The sequence below is a fragment of the Methylobacterium segetis genome (assembly GCF_004348265.1).
Taxonomy (GTDB): Bacteria; Pseudomonadota; Alphaproteobacteria; order Rhizobiales; family Beijerinckiaceae; genus Methylobacterium; species Methylobacterium segetis.
In genome coordinates, this window is sequence record NZ_SMNT01000117.1 from 1 (window position 1) to 15,760 (window position 15,760).

At 69.8% G+C, this 15,760-nt stretch carries 14 protein-coding genes and 1 pseudogene; 7 read left to right on the forward strand and 8 right to left on the reverse strand.

The genetic code is table 11. The features are described from left to right. Window positions 1–558 (reverse strand): response regulator transcription factor (locus E1J50_RS22615; protein ID WP_132256025.1); only part of this gene is annotated, 558 nt, incomplete at its 3' end. 421 nt (window positions 559–979) lie between these two features. Here E1J50_RS22615 and fliI point away from each other — a divergent pair. The 5 genes from fliI (at window position 980) to E1J50_RS22640 (ending at window position 5,069) form a co-directional block, all read left to right on the forward strand. Then, entirely contained in the window at window positions 980–2,338 is a 1,359-nt protein-coding gene (gene fliI / locus E1J50_RS22620) for a flagellar protein export ATPase FliI (protein WP_132256026.1), read from the forward strand. A gap of 57 nt (window positions 2,339–2,395) precedes the next feature. Next, the gene (gene fliJ, locus E1J50_RS22625; protein ID WP_132256027.1) at window positions 2,396–2,803 is read left to right on the forward strand and encodes a flagellar export protein FliJ; all 408 of its coding nucleotides are present in this window, start codon (window positions 2,396–2,398) and stop codon (window positions 2,801–2,803) included. A gap of 181 nt (window positions 2,804–2,984) precedes the next feature. After that, a complete protein-coding gene (locus tag E1J50_RS22630; RefSeq protein ID WP_132256028.1) occupies window positions 2,985–4,040 on the forward strand; it encodes a lysylphosphatidylglycerol synthase domain-containing protein in 1,056 nt (351 codons plus the stop codon). A 14-nt stretch (window positions 4,041–4,054) separates the two neighbouring features. Continuing rightward, window positions 4,055–4,621 carry a hypothetical protein gene (locus tag E1J50_RS22635; protein WP_132256029.1) on the forward strand — a complete coding sequence of 189 codons (567 nt, stop codon included), beginning with the start codon at window positions 4,055–4,057 and terminating at the stop codon, window positions 4,619–4,621. Between the two features lie 10 nt (window positions 4,622–4,631). Continuing rightward, a complete protein-coding gene (locus E1J50_RS22640; protein WP_132256030.1) occupies window positions 4,632–5,069 on the forward strand; it encodes a hypothetical protein in 438 nt (145 codons plus the stop codon). A gap of 3 nt (window positions 5,070–5,072) precedes the next feature. Here E1J50_RS22640 and flhA read toward each other — a convergent pair whose 3' ends face one another. Next, on the reverse strand, window positions 5,073–7,211 hold the full coding sequence (gene flhA, locus E1J50_RS22645; protein WP_132256031.1) for a flagellar biosynthesis protein FlhA: 2,139 nt from the start codon (window positions 7,209–7,211) through the stop codon (window positions 5,073–5,075). Between the two features lie 167 nt (window positions 7,212–7,378). Between flhA and E1J50_RS22650 the strand changes: the two genes are divergently transcribed. After that, complete coding sequence (locus E1J50_RS22650) at window positions 7,379–7,690, forward strand: hypothetical protein (RefSeq protein WP_132256032.1); 312 nt, start codon at window positions 7,379–7,381, stop codon at window positions 7,688–7,690. Window positions 7,691–7,718: 28 nt separating this feature from the next. After that, on the forward strand, window positions 7,719–8,396 hold the full coding sequence (locus tag E1J50_RS22655; protein WP_245516701.1) for a hypothetical protein: 678 nt from the start codon (window positions 7,719–7,721) through the stop codon (window positions 8,394–8,396). Window positions 8,397–8,438: 42 nt separating this feature from the next. Here E1J50_RS22655 and E1J50_RS22660 read toward each other — a convergent pair whose 3' ends face one another. The 6 genes and pseudogenes from E1J50_RS22660 to E1J50_RS27550 all read right to left on the reverse strand — a co-directional run. After that, window positions 8,439–9,683, reverse strand: coding sequence for a KpsE/RkpR family capsule polysaccharide export protein (locus tag E1J50_RS22660; RefSeq protein WP_132256033.1), 1,245 nt, complete (start codon window positions 9,681–9,683; stop codon window positions 8,439–8,441). A gap of 97 nt (window positions 9,684–9,780) precedes the next feature. Further along, window positions 9,781–10,434 (reverse strand): ABC transporter ATP-binding protein, encoded by a 654-nt coding sequence (locus tag E1J50_RS22665; RefSeq protein ID WP_132256034.1) that lies wholly within the window; start codon window positions 10,432–10,434, stop codon window positions 9,781–9,783. A 163-nt stretch (window positions 10,435–10,597) separates the two neighbouring features. Beyond that, window positions 10,598–13,147 carry a DUF4214 domain-containing protein gene (locus E1J50_RS22670; RefSeq protein ID WP_132256035.1) on the reverse strand — a complete coding sequence of 850 codons (2,550 nt, stop codon included), beginning with the start codon at window positions 13,145–13,147 and terminating at the stop codon, window positions 10,598–10,600. Between the two features lie 282 nt (window positions 13,148–13,429). After that, window positions 13,430–14,734 (reverse strand): Nramp family divalent metal transporter, encoded by a 1,305-nt coding sequence (locus E1J50_RS22675; RefSeq protein ID WP_132256036.1) that lies wholly within the window; start codon window positions 14,732–14,734, stop codon window positions 13,430–13,432. Between the two features lie 55 nt (window positions 14,735–14,789). Further along, window positions 14,790–15,305 carry a DUF2243 domain-containing protein gene (locus E1J50_RS22680; protein WP_132256037.1) on the reverse strand — a complete coding sequence of 172 codons (516 nt, stop codon included), beginning with the start codon at window positions 15,303–15,305 and terminating at the stop codon, window positions 14,790–14,792. Between the two features lie 208 nt (window positions 15,306–15,513). Next, a pseudogene (locus tag E1J50_RS27550) lies at window positions 15,514–15,760 on the reverse strand (autotransporter outer membrane beta-barrel domain-containing protein); the annotation flags it as partial.

Here is a 15,760-nt window from a genome sequence, read left to right on the forward strand (position 1 = left end):
CTCGGGCTCGTCCATGCCGCCGTAGAGGTGGTTGAGGAACATCTCCTTCGTCAGGGTCGTGCCCTTCCGCAGGCTGAGGAGTTCCAGCATCTGGTACTCCTTGCCGGTGAGGTGCACCCGCGAGCCGGAGACCTCGACGGTCTTCTGGTCGAGGTTGACGATGAGGTCGCCCGTCGTGATGACCGATTGGGCGTGGCCCTTCGAGCGGCGCACGATCGCGTGGATGCGGGCGACGAGCTCGTCCGTGTGGAAGGGCTTGGTGAGGTAGTCGTCGGCGCCGAAGCCGAGGCCCTTCACCTTGTCCTCGATGCCGGCCATGCCGGAGAGGATCAGGATCGGGGTCTTCACCTTCGCGACGCGGAGCGACCGGAGCACCTCGTAGCCCGACATGTCGGGCAGGTTCAGGTCGAGCAGGATGATGTCGTAATCGTAGAGCTTGCCGAGATCGACGCCCTCCTCACCGAGATCGGTGGTGTAGGTGTTGAAGTTCTCGGACTTGAGCATCAGCTCGATGCTCTGCGCCGTGGCGCTGTCGTCCTCGATCAGAAGTACCCGCATCGTCGGTCCCCAGCCCAGCGCGGCCGTCTCAGCGTCCGGACGCGTCCCCGCCAAACGCCCGCCACCGGCCTGTGGACGGACGCTCCCTCGTCATTGACGTGAAACGCTATGCGTTAATCGTTAACAAACCCTGATTCCGGCTTGCAAGCACTCGTTGAGTGGGCGCGATTCCCGGATCGTGAACCCGTTGACGGTCTGTTCTCATTCATACCGTCGCGAGCCTCACTCGCCACCTTCGCGGTCCTCGCCAAGTGCTTGAGTTGAAACGAGTCCCGGTGGCCTGTGGCTCGCATGCCACGCCCGCCTCACTTGTCGGAACGATTCGAAGGTCCGAACCGCACCGCCGCATGACTGGACCCGCTGTCAGCGCGATGGGGCCAGTGTTAAGGAGGGAGGTAAACGAAACGTTGAAAGAGGCCCGATGGCGGACGATCTTCACCGCCCGGTGATCGTGCCGCTCGGCTCGGCACGCGCGGCGCTTGAGCGCGTCGAATCCCTTGAAACCTACGGTCGCGTCGTGGCGATTCGCGGGCTCCTCGTGGAGGTGGCCGGCCCGGTCGCGGCCATGCGGCTCGGCGGCCGACTCGACATTGAGGGCGCGGGCCGCGCCGGGCTCGTCCCCTGCGAGATCATCGGCTTCCAGGGGGACCGGGCGCTCGCCATGCCCTTCGGCACCCTGGAGGGCGTGCGCCGGGGCTGCCCGGCCTATGTCCGCGACGAGGCGGCGGGCGCCATCCGCCCGTCCCCGGCCTGGCTCGGCCGCGTCATCGACGCCCTGGGGCGGCCGGTCGACGGGCTCGGGCCGCTCCCCGCCGGCCCCGCGATCTATCCGCTGCGGGCCGATCCGCCCCCCGCCCATGCGCGGCGCCGAGTCGGGCAGCCGCTGGATCTCGGGATCCGCTGCATCAACACCTTCCTGACGATGTGCGCCGGCCAGCGCATGGGCATCTTCGCGGGCTCGGGCGTCGGCAAGTCGGTGCTGCTCTCGATGCTCGCCCGCTACACGGCGGCCGACGTGGCGGTGATCGGCCTCGTCGGCGAGCGCGGGCGCGAGGTTCAGGAATTCCTGCAGGACGATCTCGGGCCGGCGGGCCTCGCCCGCTCGGTCGTCGTGGTCGCGACCTCCGACGAGCCGGCCCTGATGCGCCGGAACGCGGCCTACGTGACCCTGAGCGTCGCCGAGCATTTCCGCGACCAGGGCGCCCGGGTGCTCTGCATGATCGATTCGATCACCCGCTTCGCCATGGCCCAGCGCGACATCGGCCTCGCGGCCGGCGAGCCGCCGACCGCCAAGGGCTACACGCCGACGGTGTTCAGCGAGTTGCCGCGGCTCCTCGAACGGGCCGGCCCCGGGGTGGGGGAGGGGACGATCTCGGCCCTCTTCACCGTTCTGGTGGAGGGCGACGACCACAACGAGCCGGTGGCCGACGCGGTGCGCGGCATCCTCGACGGGCACATCGTCATGGAGCGCGCCATCGCCGAGCGGGGGCGCTACCCCGCGATCAACGTGCTGCGCTCGGTCTCGCGCACGATGCCCCGCTCCTGCGACCCCGCCTACCTGCCGGTCGTGCGGCGCGCCCGCCGGGTGCTCTCGACCTACGCCGACATGGAGGAGCTGATCCGCCTCGGCGCCTACCGCGCCGGCTCCTCGCAGGAGGTGGACGAGGCGGTGGCGCTCATGCCCGATCTTGAGGCTTTTCTGGGGCAGGGTAAGGAAGAAGCAACCTCCATCGGCGAGGGTTACGAACGGCTCGCACAGATCGTGGGGAGCCCCGGGTAACTCCGTCGGCGCGTTCGCCCGGGCGGGGCCTGAGCGTTGCGTGGAGTGAGCGTTCCCATGAAATCGCGTGACACGCTGATCCGGCTGCGTCGGTTCCAGGTCGACGAGAAGCGTCGCCGCGTGACGCAGATCGAGATGATGATGGCCGATTTCCTGCGCATGGCGGCCGAGCTCGACCGCGAGGTCGCGCAGGAGGAGGGCCGCGCCGGCATCTCGGACCCCGCCCATTTCGCCTACCCGACCTATGCCCGCGCCGCCGCCGGCCGCCGGGACAACATGCGCCAGTCGGCCGCCGCCCTCGAGGGCCAGCTCGCCGAGGCCAAGGCCGAGCTCGGCGAGGCGTTCGAGGACCTGAAGAAGGTCGAGATCCTGGAAGACCGCGAGCGCAGCGCCGAGCGGGCCGCGGAAGCCCAGCGCGACCAGGCCGCGATGGACGGGATCGGCTTGGCCCGCGCGCGCGCCTGAGTGCGCGCCGAGCCCGCGCCCGAGAACCGCGCCCGGCCCTGCCCGCGGGCGCCACCGCACGCGGCACGAAACCGTCATGATCCGGTGACATCACGGCCCGCGTGGCCGTGGCGTCCTGCTTGCGATGCGCGCATTCCTGGCGCATCAGGAGGCCGTCCTCGCGAGGGTGTGTCCGGATTCCATGAAGAAGATCAGCGAATTCATCTGGCCGATCATCGGCCTCGGCGCGCTCGTCGTCTCCGGATATCTTCTCTACCGCGAGCTGCAGGGCCTCTCCCTGGCCGATGTCGAGGAGAGCCTGAAGGCGATCCCCGCCCACCGCTTCCTCCTCGCCGCGCTCTCGACGCTCGTCGCCTACGCCGCGCTCGCCTGGTACGACCGGATCGCGCTGCTGCATCTCGGCGTGCGCCACATCTCGTGGCTCTTCGTCTCGGTCTGCTCGTTCACGACCTACGCCCTCTCGCACAACATCGGCGCCTCGGTCTTCTCCGGCGCCGTCGTGCGCTACCGGGCCTACACCGCCAAGGGCCTCTCGGCCGCGCAGGTGGCGGTGCTCGTGGCGCTCTGCTCCTTCACCTTCGGCCTCGGAACGATCCTGCTCGGGGGCGTCACGCTGACGCTGAAGCCCGACCTGCTGACCCGCCTCGAAGGCCACCTGCCGGGCGTGCTGACCAACCCGACCACCGCCTTCGTCCTCGGCCTCGCGCTCCTCGGCGCGGTCGGCCTCTACGTCGTCGGCTCGCTGCTGCACCTGAAGCCGCTGCACATCCGCTCGTTCAAGCTCGAATATCCGCGCCCGAACATCATGGGCCGTCAGCTCCTGGCCGCGCCCCTGGAGCTCCTGGGTGCGGCGGGCATCATCTACTTCGCGCTGCCGGAGGCCGGTAACCCGGGCTTCCTCGTGGTGCTGGCCGTCTTCCTCGCCTCCTTCTCGGCGGCGCTGGTCTCGCACGCGCCGGGCGGGCTGGGCGTGTTCGAGCTGATCTTCGTGCTGGCCATGCCGGAAGTTGCACGCCCGCAGGTGATCGCGGCCCTGCTCGTCTTCCGGATCTTCTACTTCTGGCTGCCGTTCCTGCTCTCGGTCATCGTGGTCGTCCTCTACGAGCGCTCGCGCCTCGCCGAAGCCTTCAAGCGCCGCGGCCCCCCTGTGGGCGCGGCCCCGCCCGAGCCGCCCCTCGTCGCCCCCGGCCTCGATTCCCACAAGATCGAGCACCGGCTGGAGAAGAAGGCGGTCTGACCGGGAGGCCGCGCATGGGAGCACCGCTCGACGCCGACCGCCTGCGCGAAGCCTTCGCATGTCTGGGTGCCGACCTCGCGGCACGCGGGGTCTTCGTCGAACTGGCGGTCTACGGCGGCGGCGCGATCATGCTGCAATTCGCGTGGCGGCGCTCGACGGAGGACGTCGATGCCGTGGTGCGCGAGGGCTTCGACGAGGCGTCGCTGGCGCCCTCCGTGGCGCGCGTGGCCGAGCGGGTCGGCCTCGGGCCCGATTGGCTGAACAACGCCGTCGGCATGTTCACGCCGCTCGACGAGCCGGATGCGCTTTTCGCCCTGTCGGGGACCTACCCGGCCGCCGGCCCTCCGGGACTGCGGACGTTCCTCGCCAAGCCGCACTATCTCCTGGCGATGAAGCTGCAGGCGCTCCGGAATCTCGATCGCGGGGAGCGCGATCTGGGCGATGCCCGCGCACTCGCCCTTCATCTCGGCCTGACCCGGATCGAGGAGCTCGAACGGCTCTACCTCTCGATCTATGGCGAGGATCCGCCGAGCGAGGCCCGGTTGCGCTTCGCGTCCGTCCTTCGTGGGGCCGAGCCATGAGGCCTGAGCTATGAGGCCGGCCACCCTGCGCGAGGTCGCGGAGCGCACCCGCGGCGACGGCGACTGGGATCACCACACCCGAGAGTTCCTCGACACCTTCTACGCCGCCGACGGCGACACGGCGCGTCAGGCCGCGATGATCCGCGACGAGCCGGACCTCCTCGGCCTGGAGCCGGCCGACGCCTTCATCGGCGGCGTCGGCGAGCATCTCGCCCGGCGCTGGGGCCTGCCGATCCCGGGATGGGTCCGCCACGAGGCGCGCTATCTGAAGACCGCCCTGTTCATCCCGAACGAGCGGAACCTGCGCGGCTACCTGATTTGCGTGAGCCCGGTCTCGTTCCGTGCCCGGCTCATCTTCACGGGGCCGGACCCGCTGCAGCGCGCCCGCTTCCCCTATCACCGCGGCGTCATCACGATGCCGATGGACTACCCGCCCCGGCGCGACTGAGCCTCACACCGAGCCGACCGTGCGCAGCCGCGCCCGCGGGTGGATCTCGGCCTGGCTCATCACCGGCGTCTCCCGGCGGAAGCGCTCGATGATCGAGCGCACGAAGGGCCGGGACTGAACGGAGGTGACGAGAACCGGCATCTCGCCCATGCGGGCGGCGGTCTCGAAGCGGTCGCGCACCGTCGTGACGAACTCGGACAGTTTCGAGGGCTGCATCGCGAGGTAGCGCTCGTCGCGCTCGCCGACGATGGCGTCGAGGAAGGCCTGCTCCCAGGCCGGCGACAGGGTGATGATCGGCAGCATCCCGTCCGGGCCCTGGTACTGGGCGCAGATCTGGCGGCCGAGGCGGGCGCGCACGTGCTCGACGATGTCGCGCGGGTTCTTCACGGAGCCCGCCACCTCCGCGATCCCCTCGACGATGGTGCCGAGATCGCGGATCGAGACCCGCTCCGAGAGCAGGAACTGCAGCACCCGCTGGATCCCCGTCGTCGCGATCTGGCCCGGCACCACCTCCTTGAGGAGGTCGGTATGCTCCTTCGGCAGCTCCTTCAGGAGCTTCTGCACCTCGACATGGTTCAGGAGCTCCGAGACATGCGCCTTGATGATCTCGGTGAGGTGGGTCGAGACGACGGTCGCGGCATCGACCACGGTGTAGCCCTTGAGCTGGGCTTGGTCGCGCAAGCTGGCGTCGATCCAGGTGGCGGGCAGCCCGAAGGTCGGCTCCAGCATGTGCTGGCCCGGCAGCTGGACCTGCCCGCCCATCGGGTCCATCGCCATGAACTGGCCGGGGTAGATCTGCCCGGTGCCGGCCTCGATCTCCTTGACGCGGATCATGTAGGCGTTGGCGTCGAGCTGGACGTTGTCGAGGATGCGCACGGAAGGCATCACGAAGCCGAGCTCGGCCGCGAGCTGGCGCCGCAGAGCCTTGATCTGGTCGGTCAGCCGGTCCTGGCCCTCGCCGTTGACGAGGGCGAGGAGGGCGTAGCCCATCTCGAGCTTGAGGTCGTCGAGCTTGAGGAGGTCGGTGACCGTCTCCTCCTGCGCGGCGGCCGCCCCGGCCGGGTCGGCCGGCGTCCCGTCGGCGGAGAGGGGAGGCGCCTCGCGGTTCGTCTTGGCGATCTTCCAGGCGGCGTAGCCCGACGCGCCGGCCAGCAGCAGGAAGGGCAGCATCGGCATGCCGGGCATGAGCGCGATCAGGACCATCACGCCCGCCGACATGCCGAGCGCCTTCGGGTAGTTGGCGAGCTGCTTGCCGAGCGCCTTGTCGGCGGAGCCCTTCACGCCCGCCTTCGAGACGAGGATGCCCGCGGCCGTCGAGACGATCAGCGCCGGCACCTGGCTCGCGAGCCCGTCGCCGATGGTCAGCAGCGTGTAGGTCTTGGCCGCCGTGCCGAAATCGAGCCCCTGTTGCGCGACGCCGATGATGATCCCGCCGATCACGTTGATGAAGGTGATGAGGAGCGCCGCGATCGCGTCGCCGCGCACGAATTTCGAGGCGCCGTCCATGGCGCCGAAGAAGGAGGATTCCTCCTCGAGCGCCGAGCGCCGCGCCTTGGCGGTCTTCTCGTCGATCAGCCCCGCCGAGAGGTCGGCGTCGATCGCCATCTGCTTGCCGGGCATCGCGTCGAGGGTGAAGCGGGCGGCGACCTCCGCGATGCGGCCCGAGCCCTTCGTGATCACGACGAAGTTCACGATGATCAGGATCGCGAAGACGATGATTCCGATGACGAAATTGCCCCCCATCACGAAGTTGCCGAACGCCTCGATGACGTGGCCGGCGGCCGCCGTGCCCTCGTGGCCGTGGCCGAGGATGAGCCGCGTCGAGGCGAGGTTGAGCGCCAGCCGCAGCATCGTCGCCATCAGCAGCAGCGTCGGGAAGACCGTGAACTCGAGCGGGTTGTCGATGAACAGGCCCGTCATCATGATCAGCACGGACAGGATGATCGAGACGGCGAGCAGGAGGTCGAGCAGGATCGCGGGCAGCGGGAAGATGAGCACCGTGAGGATGCCCATCACGGCGGTCGCGAAGAACAGGTCGGTGCGCTTCGTCAGCGCCTGCAGGCTCGCCCGGTCGGGAAGCTGGAAGCCGCCGAGCGCCGGGGCGCCGCCCCCCGTGCCCGCAGCGGTTACCGTCTCGCTCATGGGTGGAAGCCTCGAACCCGAACCCGTCGCCAACCGGCAAGAATTGCCGGGTTCATGGTTAGCGCCGCGTTAACCCGCCCCGCTCGCGGCCGCTCAAGCTGGAACCAAGGCTGGGCCGGCCGCTTGAACCGTCACGATCGGAAGACCCCCGCTCCTGAGGTTCGCCCATGCGCACGTCCCTTGTCCTCGCCGCCCTCCTCGCCCTCGGCGGGGCGGGTGCCGCCGGCGCTCAGACCGCCCCGGCCCCCGACCGGCCCGCGACGACGGGAACGGCCCACGGCGCGGTCGGCGAACAGCTCGAGCCGGGGGCCAACAGCTTCACCGAGGGTCAGGTGAAGGAGCGCTTCTCGAAGATGGGCTTCGGCGAGGTCACCGACCTGAAGAAGGACGATCAGGGGATCTGGCACGGCAAGGCGATGCATGCCGGCAAGCCGGTCTCCATCGGCATGGACTACAAGGGCAACGTCGCCGCCCAGTAAGCCCCACCCGCACCGGAAGGAGGTCGCCATGGCGACACGAGCCATCACCGCCCTGTTCGACGATTACGACGACGCGGCCCGCGCCGTCGACAAGCTCGAAGCCGAGGGTATCGCGCACGGCGACATCAGCATCGTCGCGAGCAACGAGGGCGACCGGCACGCCGGGCGCCTCGCGCCGGGCGCGGCGCCTTCTGCCGAGACCGAGAGCGATACGGTCGACGGCGCCGGGACCGGCGCGACCCTCGGAACCGTGCTCGGCGGCGGCGCCGGCCTCCTCGCGGGGCTCGGCCTCCTGGCGATCCCCGGCGTCGGGCCGGTGGTCGCGGCGGGGTGGCTCGTGGCGACGGTGACGGGCGCCGGCGTCGGCGCGGCGACCGGCGGCCTCCTCGGGGCGCTCACGGGCGCCGGCCTCAGCGAGCACGAGGCGGAGACCTATGCCGAGGGCGTGCGGCGCGGCGGCACCCTCGTGACGGTGCGCGCGGAGGACACCCAGGTCGAGCGCGTCACCGCGATCCTCGACCGGCACGGCTCGATCGACGTGGACGAGCGGGCGCAGGACTGGAAGGCCCAGGGCTGGACGGCGCAGAATCCGCGCCCCGCGACCGAGGAGATCGGCTCGACGGCGATCGGCGCCGCGGCCTCCACGACGACCGGCCTCGACACCGAGAGCGGCCGCACCCTCTATCCCGGCGACCGCAACCGCTGAGGGCGGAGCAAGGGGGCGACGGGGTCGTCGCGCCCCGCGCCCTCAGCTCATCTGCTTGCGGGCGAAGAGGGCCGCCGCGAACAGGACGGCGGAGCCCGCCGCGATCAGGCTGATCATGAGGAGGCGCCGGGGCTGCTGGGCCGATTCGGCGAGGACCGGCTGCACCACGAGGTTGAAGAACTCGATCTGACGGGCGGCGATGATGCGCGCCCGCTCATGCGCGGCGATGACCTTGGAGTAGTATTTCTCCGCGTCCTTGCGCTCGTTGTCGAGGGCCTCGAAGCGCGTCAGCGAGTCGGACAGGAGGCGCTTCTGCTCCGGGTCCTGGCTCGCCGATTGCCGCTCGATCCGCGCGATGTTGTCGTCGAGGTCCTTGATCTGGGTCTTCAGGTCGATGATCCGGCGCGATTCCGGCGCGAGGTCCCGCAGGGACAGGGTGAGCTGCACGGAGAGGTTGATCCGCGTCGTGCGGAGCTCCGTCAGGACCTTGAGGTTCGTCTCGTTCGTCTTCTGCGCGTCGAGCACGCCGTCCTGGTTGCGCAGGTCGCGCACGGCGAGGCGCAGGCGGGTGATCCGCTCCTCGGCGAGCTTCAGCTCGCGGGTGCTCTCGGCAAGCGCGTCGTTGCGCGCCTCGACGCTGAGCTGGTTCACCATCCGCTCGCTCTCGGCGAGGATCGCCTTGGTGATGGCGAGGGATTCCGCCGCCTCGAACGCGTTCACCGTCAGGGTCATGATGCCCGAGGTCTGCTCGATCTCGACGTCGACGCGGTTCTTCCAGTATTTCAGGAACTTCTCGATCGGCTTCTCGGCGTCGAAGCGCGAGACGAAGTCGATCTCGTCCCGGGAGAAGATCTGCCGCAGCGGGACTTTCGCCTCCACCGCCTCCACCATGGGGCGGCTGTGAATGTACGAGTAGGTGATCAGCGTGTCCTGGGCCACCATCTGGTGCATCGGCGAGCCGCTGTTGGTGCCGACCGCGTCCGGCGCCGCCTTCTCGACGCTGCCGATGGCCGGGCGGAGGGCGAAGCGCGCCTCGGTGACGTAGCGGTCCGAGGCGATGAGGCCGAAATAGATCACCCCGACCAAGGTGGGCAGGACGAAGCAGAGCGCGAACAGAAACGGGACCCAGGGGTCGGCCTTGACGTGGCTCTGGTAGGACCGGATGCCCTTCTTGCGGTCGGCGAAGCGCGAGACCCGCGCGAGCTGCTTCAGCGATTCGGCGACGGCCTGCGAGCGGTCGGCCGGGGTCAGCGGCTGGCCCTGCGGGTTGCGGATCTCGACGCTCATCGGTCCTGACGTGTCCGTTGCCTGTGCGGCGCCTCGGCGGAGCCGGCGCGCGCTCGTCCCGGTCTGACATCCGCCCGCGGCAAAACCGTGGCCGTCCTCACGCGTTCAGGCGGTGGTACAGCTCGATCGCGTCGTTGACGTCCTCGTAGATGATCGCGCGGCCGTTCAGGAGCACGAGGCCCTGCGTGCACCACGAGCGGATCACGTCCATGCTGTGGGACACCATGATCACGTCCGCGTTCTTGCGGCGCTCGGAGAAGGCCGCCTCGCAGCGCTTCTGGAAGCGGGCGTCGCCGACCGAGGTGACCTCGTCGATGAGGTAGCAGTCGAACGGGATCGCCATGCTCATCCCGAAGGCGAGGCGCGCGTTCATGCCCGAGGAGTAGGTCCGGATCGGCACGTCGAGGTAGCTGCCGAGTTCGGCGAAATCCTCCACGTATTCGAGAACGCGCCGGGGGTCCTCGCCGTAGATGCGCGCCACGAAGATGACGTTGTCGCGGCCCGTCATCTGCGGGTGGAAGCCGCCGCCGAAGCCGAGCGGCCAGGAGACGCGCAGGCCCCGCCGGATCTTGCCGGAGCTCGGCTCCTCGGTGCCGCCGATCAGCCGCATCGTCGTCGACTTGCCGGCGCCGTTGATCCCGAGGATTCCGTAGCTGATGCCGGGCTTCAGGGTGAACGAGACCCGCTCCAGGATCGTGCGGCGGTGGCCGTCGGTCCGGTAGATCTTGGTGACGTTCTCGAAGCGGATCACGGCGTCGGGGCACTCACGGGCGGGACCTTCACGGGCGAGGCACTCACGGGGACCGGCGGCGAGCCGGGGCGAGCTCCGGCCGCGCCCGTGCGCTCCTTGCGCCGTGCCCGCCGGACGCCTTGCCCCCCGAAAGCGGCGGATTTCGGACCGCGGGCGGCGCCTCTCAGGCGAGGAGCAGGCCCTGGGACGCGTCGACGTGGCGGGCGAGGTACTCGGCGCTGTTGCTGAACGCGACGAGCACGTCGGCGCGATCCATGGCGTGGCTGTCGAGGGCGTTTGTCCAGTAGGCGACGCCGCCGGCCTCGCCGTCGCGGTGCATGACGTTGTGGTAGAGTTCCGAGACGAAGGCCGTGTTGCCGAGGCTGTCGCCGTACTTCCCCCGGAACTCGTCCGAGTGCATGAAGAAGTCGGCCACGGAGTCGAGCGCCTTGCCCTGGCGGATCTGGTCCATCCAGTAATACAGGCCGTTGGCGTCGGGGTTCCGGTCGAAGGCGGCCGAGTAGAGGCGCGAGGCGGCGTTGGCGCTGTCCTCGAGGCGGCCGACATTCTCGGCGCTGTTGCTGAACTGGATCAGCACGTCGGCCCGGTCCATCGCATGGGCGTCGAGGGCCTGGCTCCAGTATTGGAGGCCGCCCGCATCCGCCTTCCGGTCGAGGGCGTATTCGTAGAGGGCCGCCACGAAGCTCTGGCTGTCGAGGTTGCCCCCGAGGCGGCTCGTGAACTCGGCCGAGCCCATGAAGTTCTCCGCCACCCATTTCAGGGACCGGCCGTTATCGAGCTGATCGACCCAGTAACCGAGCCCGCTCGTGTCGGGGGCGCGGTCGAGGGCGGCGCCGTAGAGGCGGAAGGCGCTGCCCGCATTCGCATCGACGTCGATGGCGAGGAGGTGGTCGTCGAATTGCAGGCGCTGGATTCCGACGAGGGTGTCGACCTTGCCGTCGAGGCCGGTCAGGGTCCAGTGCCCGTCGGCCGAGCGGGCGAGCCGCCAGTCGCTCATCGCGCCGCTCTCGACGAGCGTGTTGACGCCCGCGCCCCCGTCCATGAGGTTGCTGCCCGAGCCGCTGACGAAGATGTCGTTGCCGCCCTCGCCGAAGAACGCCCCGTTGCCGTGGCCCGCCACGAGGAGGTTCGCGGCGTCGTTGCCGATCACCTTGACATGCCCGTCCCCGGCGATCGCCGTCTTGAACAGGCTGTCGCCGCTGATCTGGAGGCCCTTGCCGGCGATGGTGGACCACGCCCCGGCATGCAGGTCGATGACGTCGTTGCCCGTGCTCGCCGCCGCGTTGATCGCACCGTGGTCCGTCGTGCTCCGCAGGAGGTTGCGGCCGCCGAGCCCGCCATAGGCGTCGGTGAAGACGAAGGTGTCGTCCGCGCCGCCCGAGCCGTGCAGGGACAGGCTGGCCCCCGTGAAGGTGCCCTCCGCCGCGCCGGCGCCCTCGCTGACCTTCAGGGTCCACTGCCCCGTGCCGCCCTCGCCCAGGAAGGCGTTGGAGGAGAGGGTGAAGTCGGAGAAGGCGGTGCTGCCGCCCTTGCGGTCGAGGAGGGTGCTCACCGTGCCGTTCGGCGAGACGAGCTGGATCGTGAGGTCGCCGACGCGGGCGTGGTTGCCCCTGAGGGTGATCTCGGCCGTCTCCAGCGCGATCGCCTGCGTGACGTTGAAGGTGTAGCTGATGCTCCGCATGGCCGAGAGGGTCTGGGTCCCCGTCGCGGAGACGTCGACGCTGACCTCGTTCGCCGAGGTGCTCTGGGCCGTCCAGGTCTGGGCGAGGCGAACCGCGGCCCTCGCGTCGACGACGCCGAAGCCGGTGTCGTTCGAGAACGTCATGCCGCCGCCGTTCCAGTGCGTGGCGCCGTTCGTGAGCGTGCCGAGGCCCGCGGGCTGCTCGGCCGTCATCGCGAGGATGGTCCGGACGTCGCGCCAGCCGAGATGCGAATTGGCTTCGAGCATGAGCGCGACGACGCCGGTGACCTGCGGCGTGGCCGCCGAGGTCCCGCCGAACGTGTCCGTCACGTCGGTCGCGGAATAGCCCGAACTGCCGGCGAGGTCGGTGGTGGTGATGGCGCGGGCGCCGCCGCTCGAGGGTGCCGAGACGAGGAGCGAGGCGCCCGGATTCGAGTAGAAGGCGACCTTGCCCTCCGAGGTCACGGCGCCGACCGTGACGACGTGGCGGTCGTTGCTGAAGTTCGACAGGTTCGTGTCGCTGCCGGCCGCGCGGCTGTTGCCGCCGGCCACGACCTGCACCGTGCCGAGGCCGCCCCGGCCCGCCTCGGCCGCGTTCGCGATCGCCGAGAGGAACGGCGTCCAGATGCCGGAGAGGCGGTCGACGTAGAGCGAGGCGTCCCAGCCCCAGGAATTGTTGGTCACGGCGAAGCTCGCGGCATTGGCCATCACCTTGGCGACGGTGGCGTTCGACACGCCGACCACCTGGAAGGCCGTCGTCGCCGCGTTGTAGGCGACGCCGAGCGGCGCGCTCGCGGAGGGCTTGGCGCCGATGATGCCGGTGACCGCGGCGGCGTGCTTGGCCCCGTCGTCGAAGATGCCGATCGAGACGCCCCGGCCCGTCACGTAGGCCCAGGCATCGACCGCATCGATCCCCGGTGCGGCGCGGCTCCCGCTCTGCAGGTGCCAGAGGGCGCTGGACGCTGCCGCGACGCCGGGGGCGGTTTCGAGGGAGAGTTGGCGCGCAAGTTTGCCGAGGGACGCGGTCGACATCGATCTGCTCCGGAAATCGTCGGATCAGATGGCGCCCGATTTGAGTACTTCAGGTTTAGAATTGTAGTTAAACGATCCAAAAATTCGCGCAGCACAGCGTATTCGCGTTGCAAAGGTTCGTTAACTACGATGATTGCGACGTATCGAGATCATTAACTCTGCGGTATTCGCGAAGGAATGCTGTTCGATTGCTTCGAGTATCGCTCGCAGCGACGAAGAAGATCGCGCGATGCAGCCGGGTTCCGGGGCGAATGCCTTCCCGGCCGCGGGGAGCCTGCGGACCTACAGCACCCAGGTGGCGACGAGGCAGGCGGTGGCCGCGAAGGTTACGGCGGTGGTGGCCCAGCCGAGGGCGTTCGTCAGGGGGCCGTTGACCCGATCCCCCATCATCCCGCGGTCGTTGGTCATCAGCATCATCAGCAGGAGCAGGGGAGGGACCGAGAAGCCCTGCACGATGCCGGACCACACCAGGGCCCGCATCGGGTTGAAGCCGAGGAGGTTGAGCAGGACCGCCAGCACCGTCACGCCCGCGATGGCGCCGTAGAACAGCTTCGCCTCGCTCGGGCGCGCGTGCAGGCTGCCCTCGCGGCCGAAACCCTGCACGAGGTCGTAGGCCGCGCCGATCGTCATGACCGGGACCGCCAGGAAGCCGACGCCGACCACGCCGAGGGCGAACAGCACCGTCGCCGCCGGCCCGGCCAGCGGCTCCAGCGCGGCGGCGGCCTGCGCCGCGCTCTCGATCTCGGTCTGGCCCGCCGCGTGGAGCGTCGCGCCGGTCGACAGGATGATGAAGTACAGGATCAGGTTCGAGAACAGCATCCCGACTAACACGTCGCGGCGCGTCTTGCGCAATTCGCCGTCGGTGGCGCCCCTGCGCTGCCGGACCGTGACGCGCCCCTGGCCGATCTCCTCCTCCACCTCCTGGTTCGACTGCCAGGTGTAGAGATAGGCCGAGAGCGAGGTGCCGATGCAGGCCACGATGATCGACAGGAACTCGGCGTCGAAGCGGATCCGCGGCACGAAGGTGCCGCGCAGGACCTCGACGGGATCGGGCCTCGCCATGACGGCCGCCGCCACGTAGGCGAACAGGGCGAGCGCCAGCCAGCGGAAGATCCGCCGCAGGAGGGCGTAGGACCCGAGGATCTGGAAGGCCAGGATGAGGGCGGCGGCCCCGCCCACGATGACGGGGACCGGGACGGGGACGAGCAGGTTCAGCGCCGCCCCGATGCCGCCGAGGTTGGCCGCGGCCTCGATGACGTTGCCGGTGAAGGCCCCGATCACGATGGGCCAGAGCACCCAGCGCGGGTAGCGGTCGCGCACGGCCGCGAACAAGCCCTTGCCGTAGACCTGCCCGAGCTTGGCCGAGACGTAGACGACCACGTACATCATCGGCAGGACGACGGGCGCGATCCAGAGGAAGGCGAGGCCGAACTTGGCGCCCGCGCTCGCATAGGTGCCGATCGCGGAGGGGTCGTCGTCGGCCGCCCCCGTGATCACGCCGGTGCCGAGGGCGCGCAGCAGGCCGGGCTTGCGCTCTCCGGTTCGCTCCCGGCGCTCGGCGACGGGTTCGGGCAGGGGCTGGTCCATGAGGCCTCGTCGCGGGGAGCGGGTGGAGGACCAACCGGCCCCGGCGCCGGGCCGTTCAGCGGAAATCGGGCCGCGTGCCGTCCCGCGTCCTCGCCCGGCCGCGCCGGAGCATGAGCCAGCCGCCGGCCAGCATGAGGGCGCCCCAGGCGAGGAAGCCGAGGTCCCAGGCGATCCACTGCTCGCGCGGCACCGTCTCGTTGACGTGATGCAGGCCGAGCAGGTGGTGGTCGATCGTGCCCTCGACGAGGTTGAAGATCCCGAAGCCCATCAGCACCCCGCCCGGCAGGAGCAGGCCGGACCAGCGGATGTGGCGCGTCCGCGCGTGGCGCCAGAGGACGGCGAGGCCGGCCAGGACGAAGACGTAGGTGCTGGCGTGGAAGAGGCCGTCCCAGAAGGTGTTCACCTTCAGGTTCTCGACGCTGTCGGCGGGATAGCCCGCGCTGGTCAGCATGTGGTGCCACTGCAGGATCTGGTGCAGCACGATCCCGTCGAAGAAGCCGCCGAGACCGAGCCCGAACAGGATGGCGGCCGGGACCGGGAAGCCCGAGGCGTGGGTGCTGCCGACGTCCAACGCGATCCTCCGGACAGGGGCGGGCTTGCGTCCCGCCCCGAGGATCTACCCCGAGCCGCCCCGGTTGGATCCCGTGCCGTCCGGCTTGATCGCGATCTACGTGGGCGGGGCTCGAAACGAGATCGCGGTCCAGGCCGGTGATCACCCGGAACGGCAAGCCCCGGACCGATCGTCGGATCGGCCCGGGGCGGCGTCCGCGAGACGCGCCCTAGAACGGGTAGCGGATGCCGCCGTTGATCGAGTAGCCGTCCAGCCGCTCGCCGAACCGCACGTCGCCGCGCACGTAGCCCAGAAGGTCCGTGCCCAGAAGCTGGCCCGTGATGCCCACCCCCACCTGGCCGAACGTCCCGATCCGGTTCGTCAGGATCGGCACGAAGAACGCCGAACTGCCCTGCTGAACCGCCGCCAGGCTCGCCGTCGGGATGAAGCGCGAGGCCGCGTTGCCCGCAAACTCG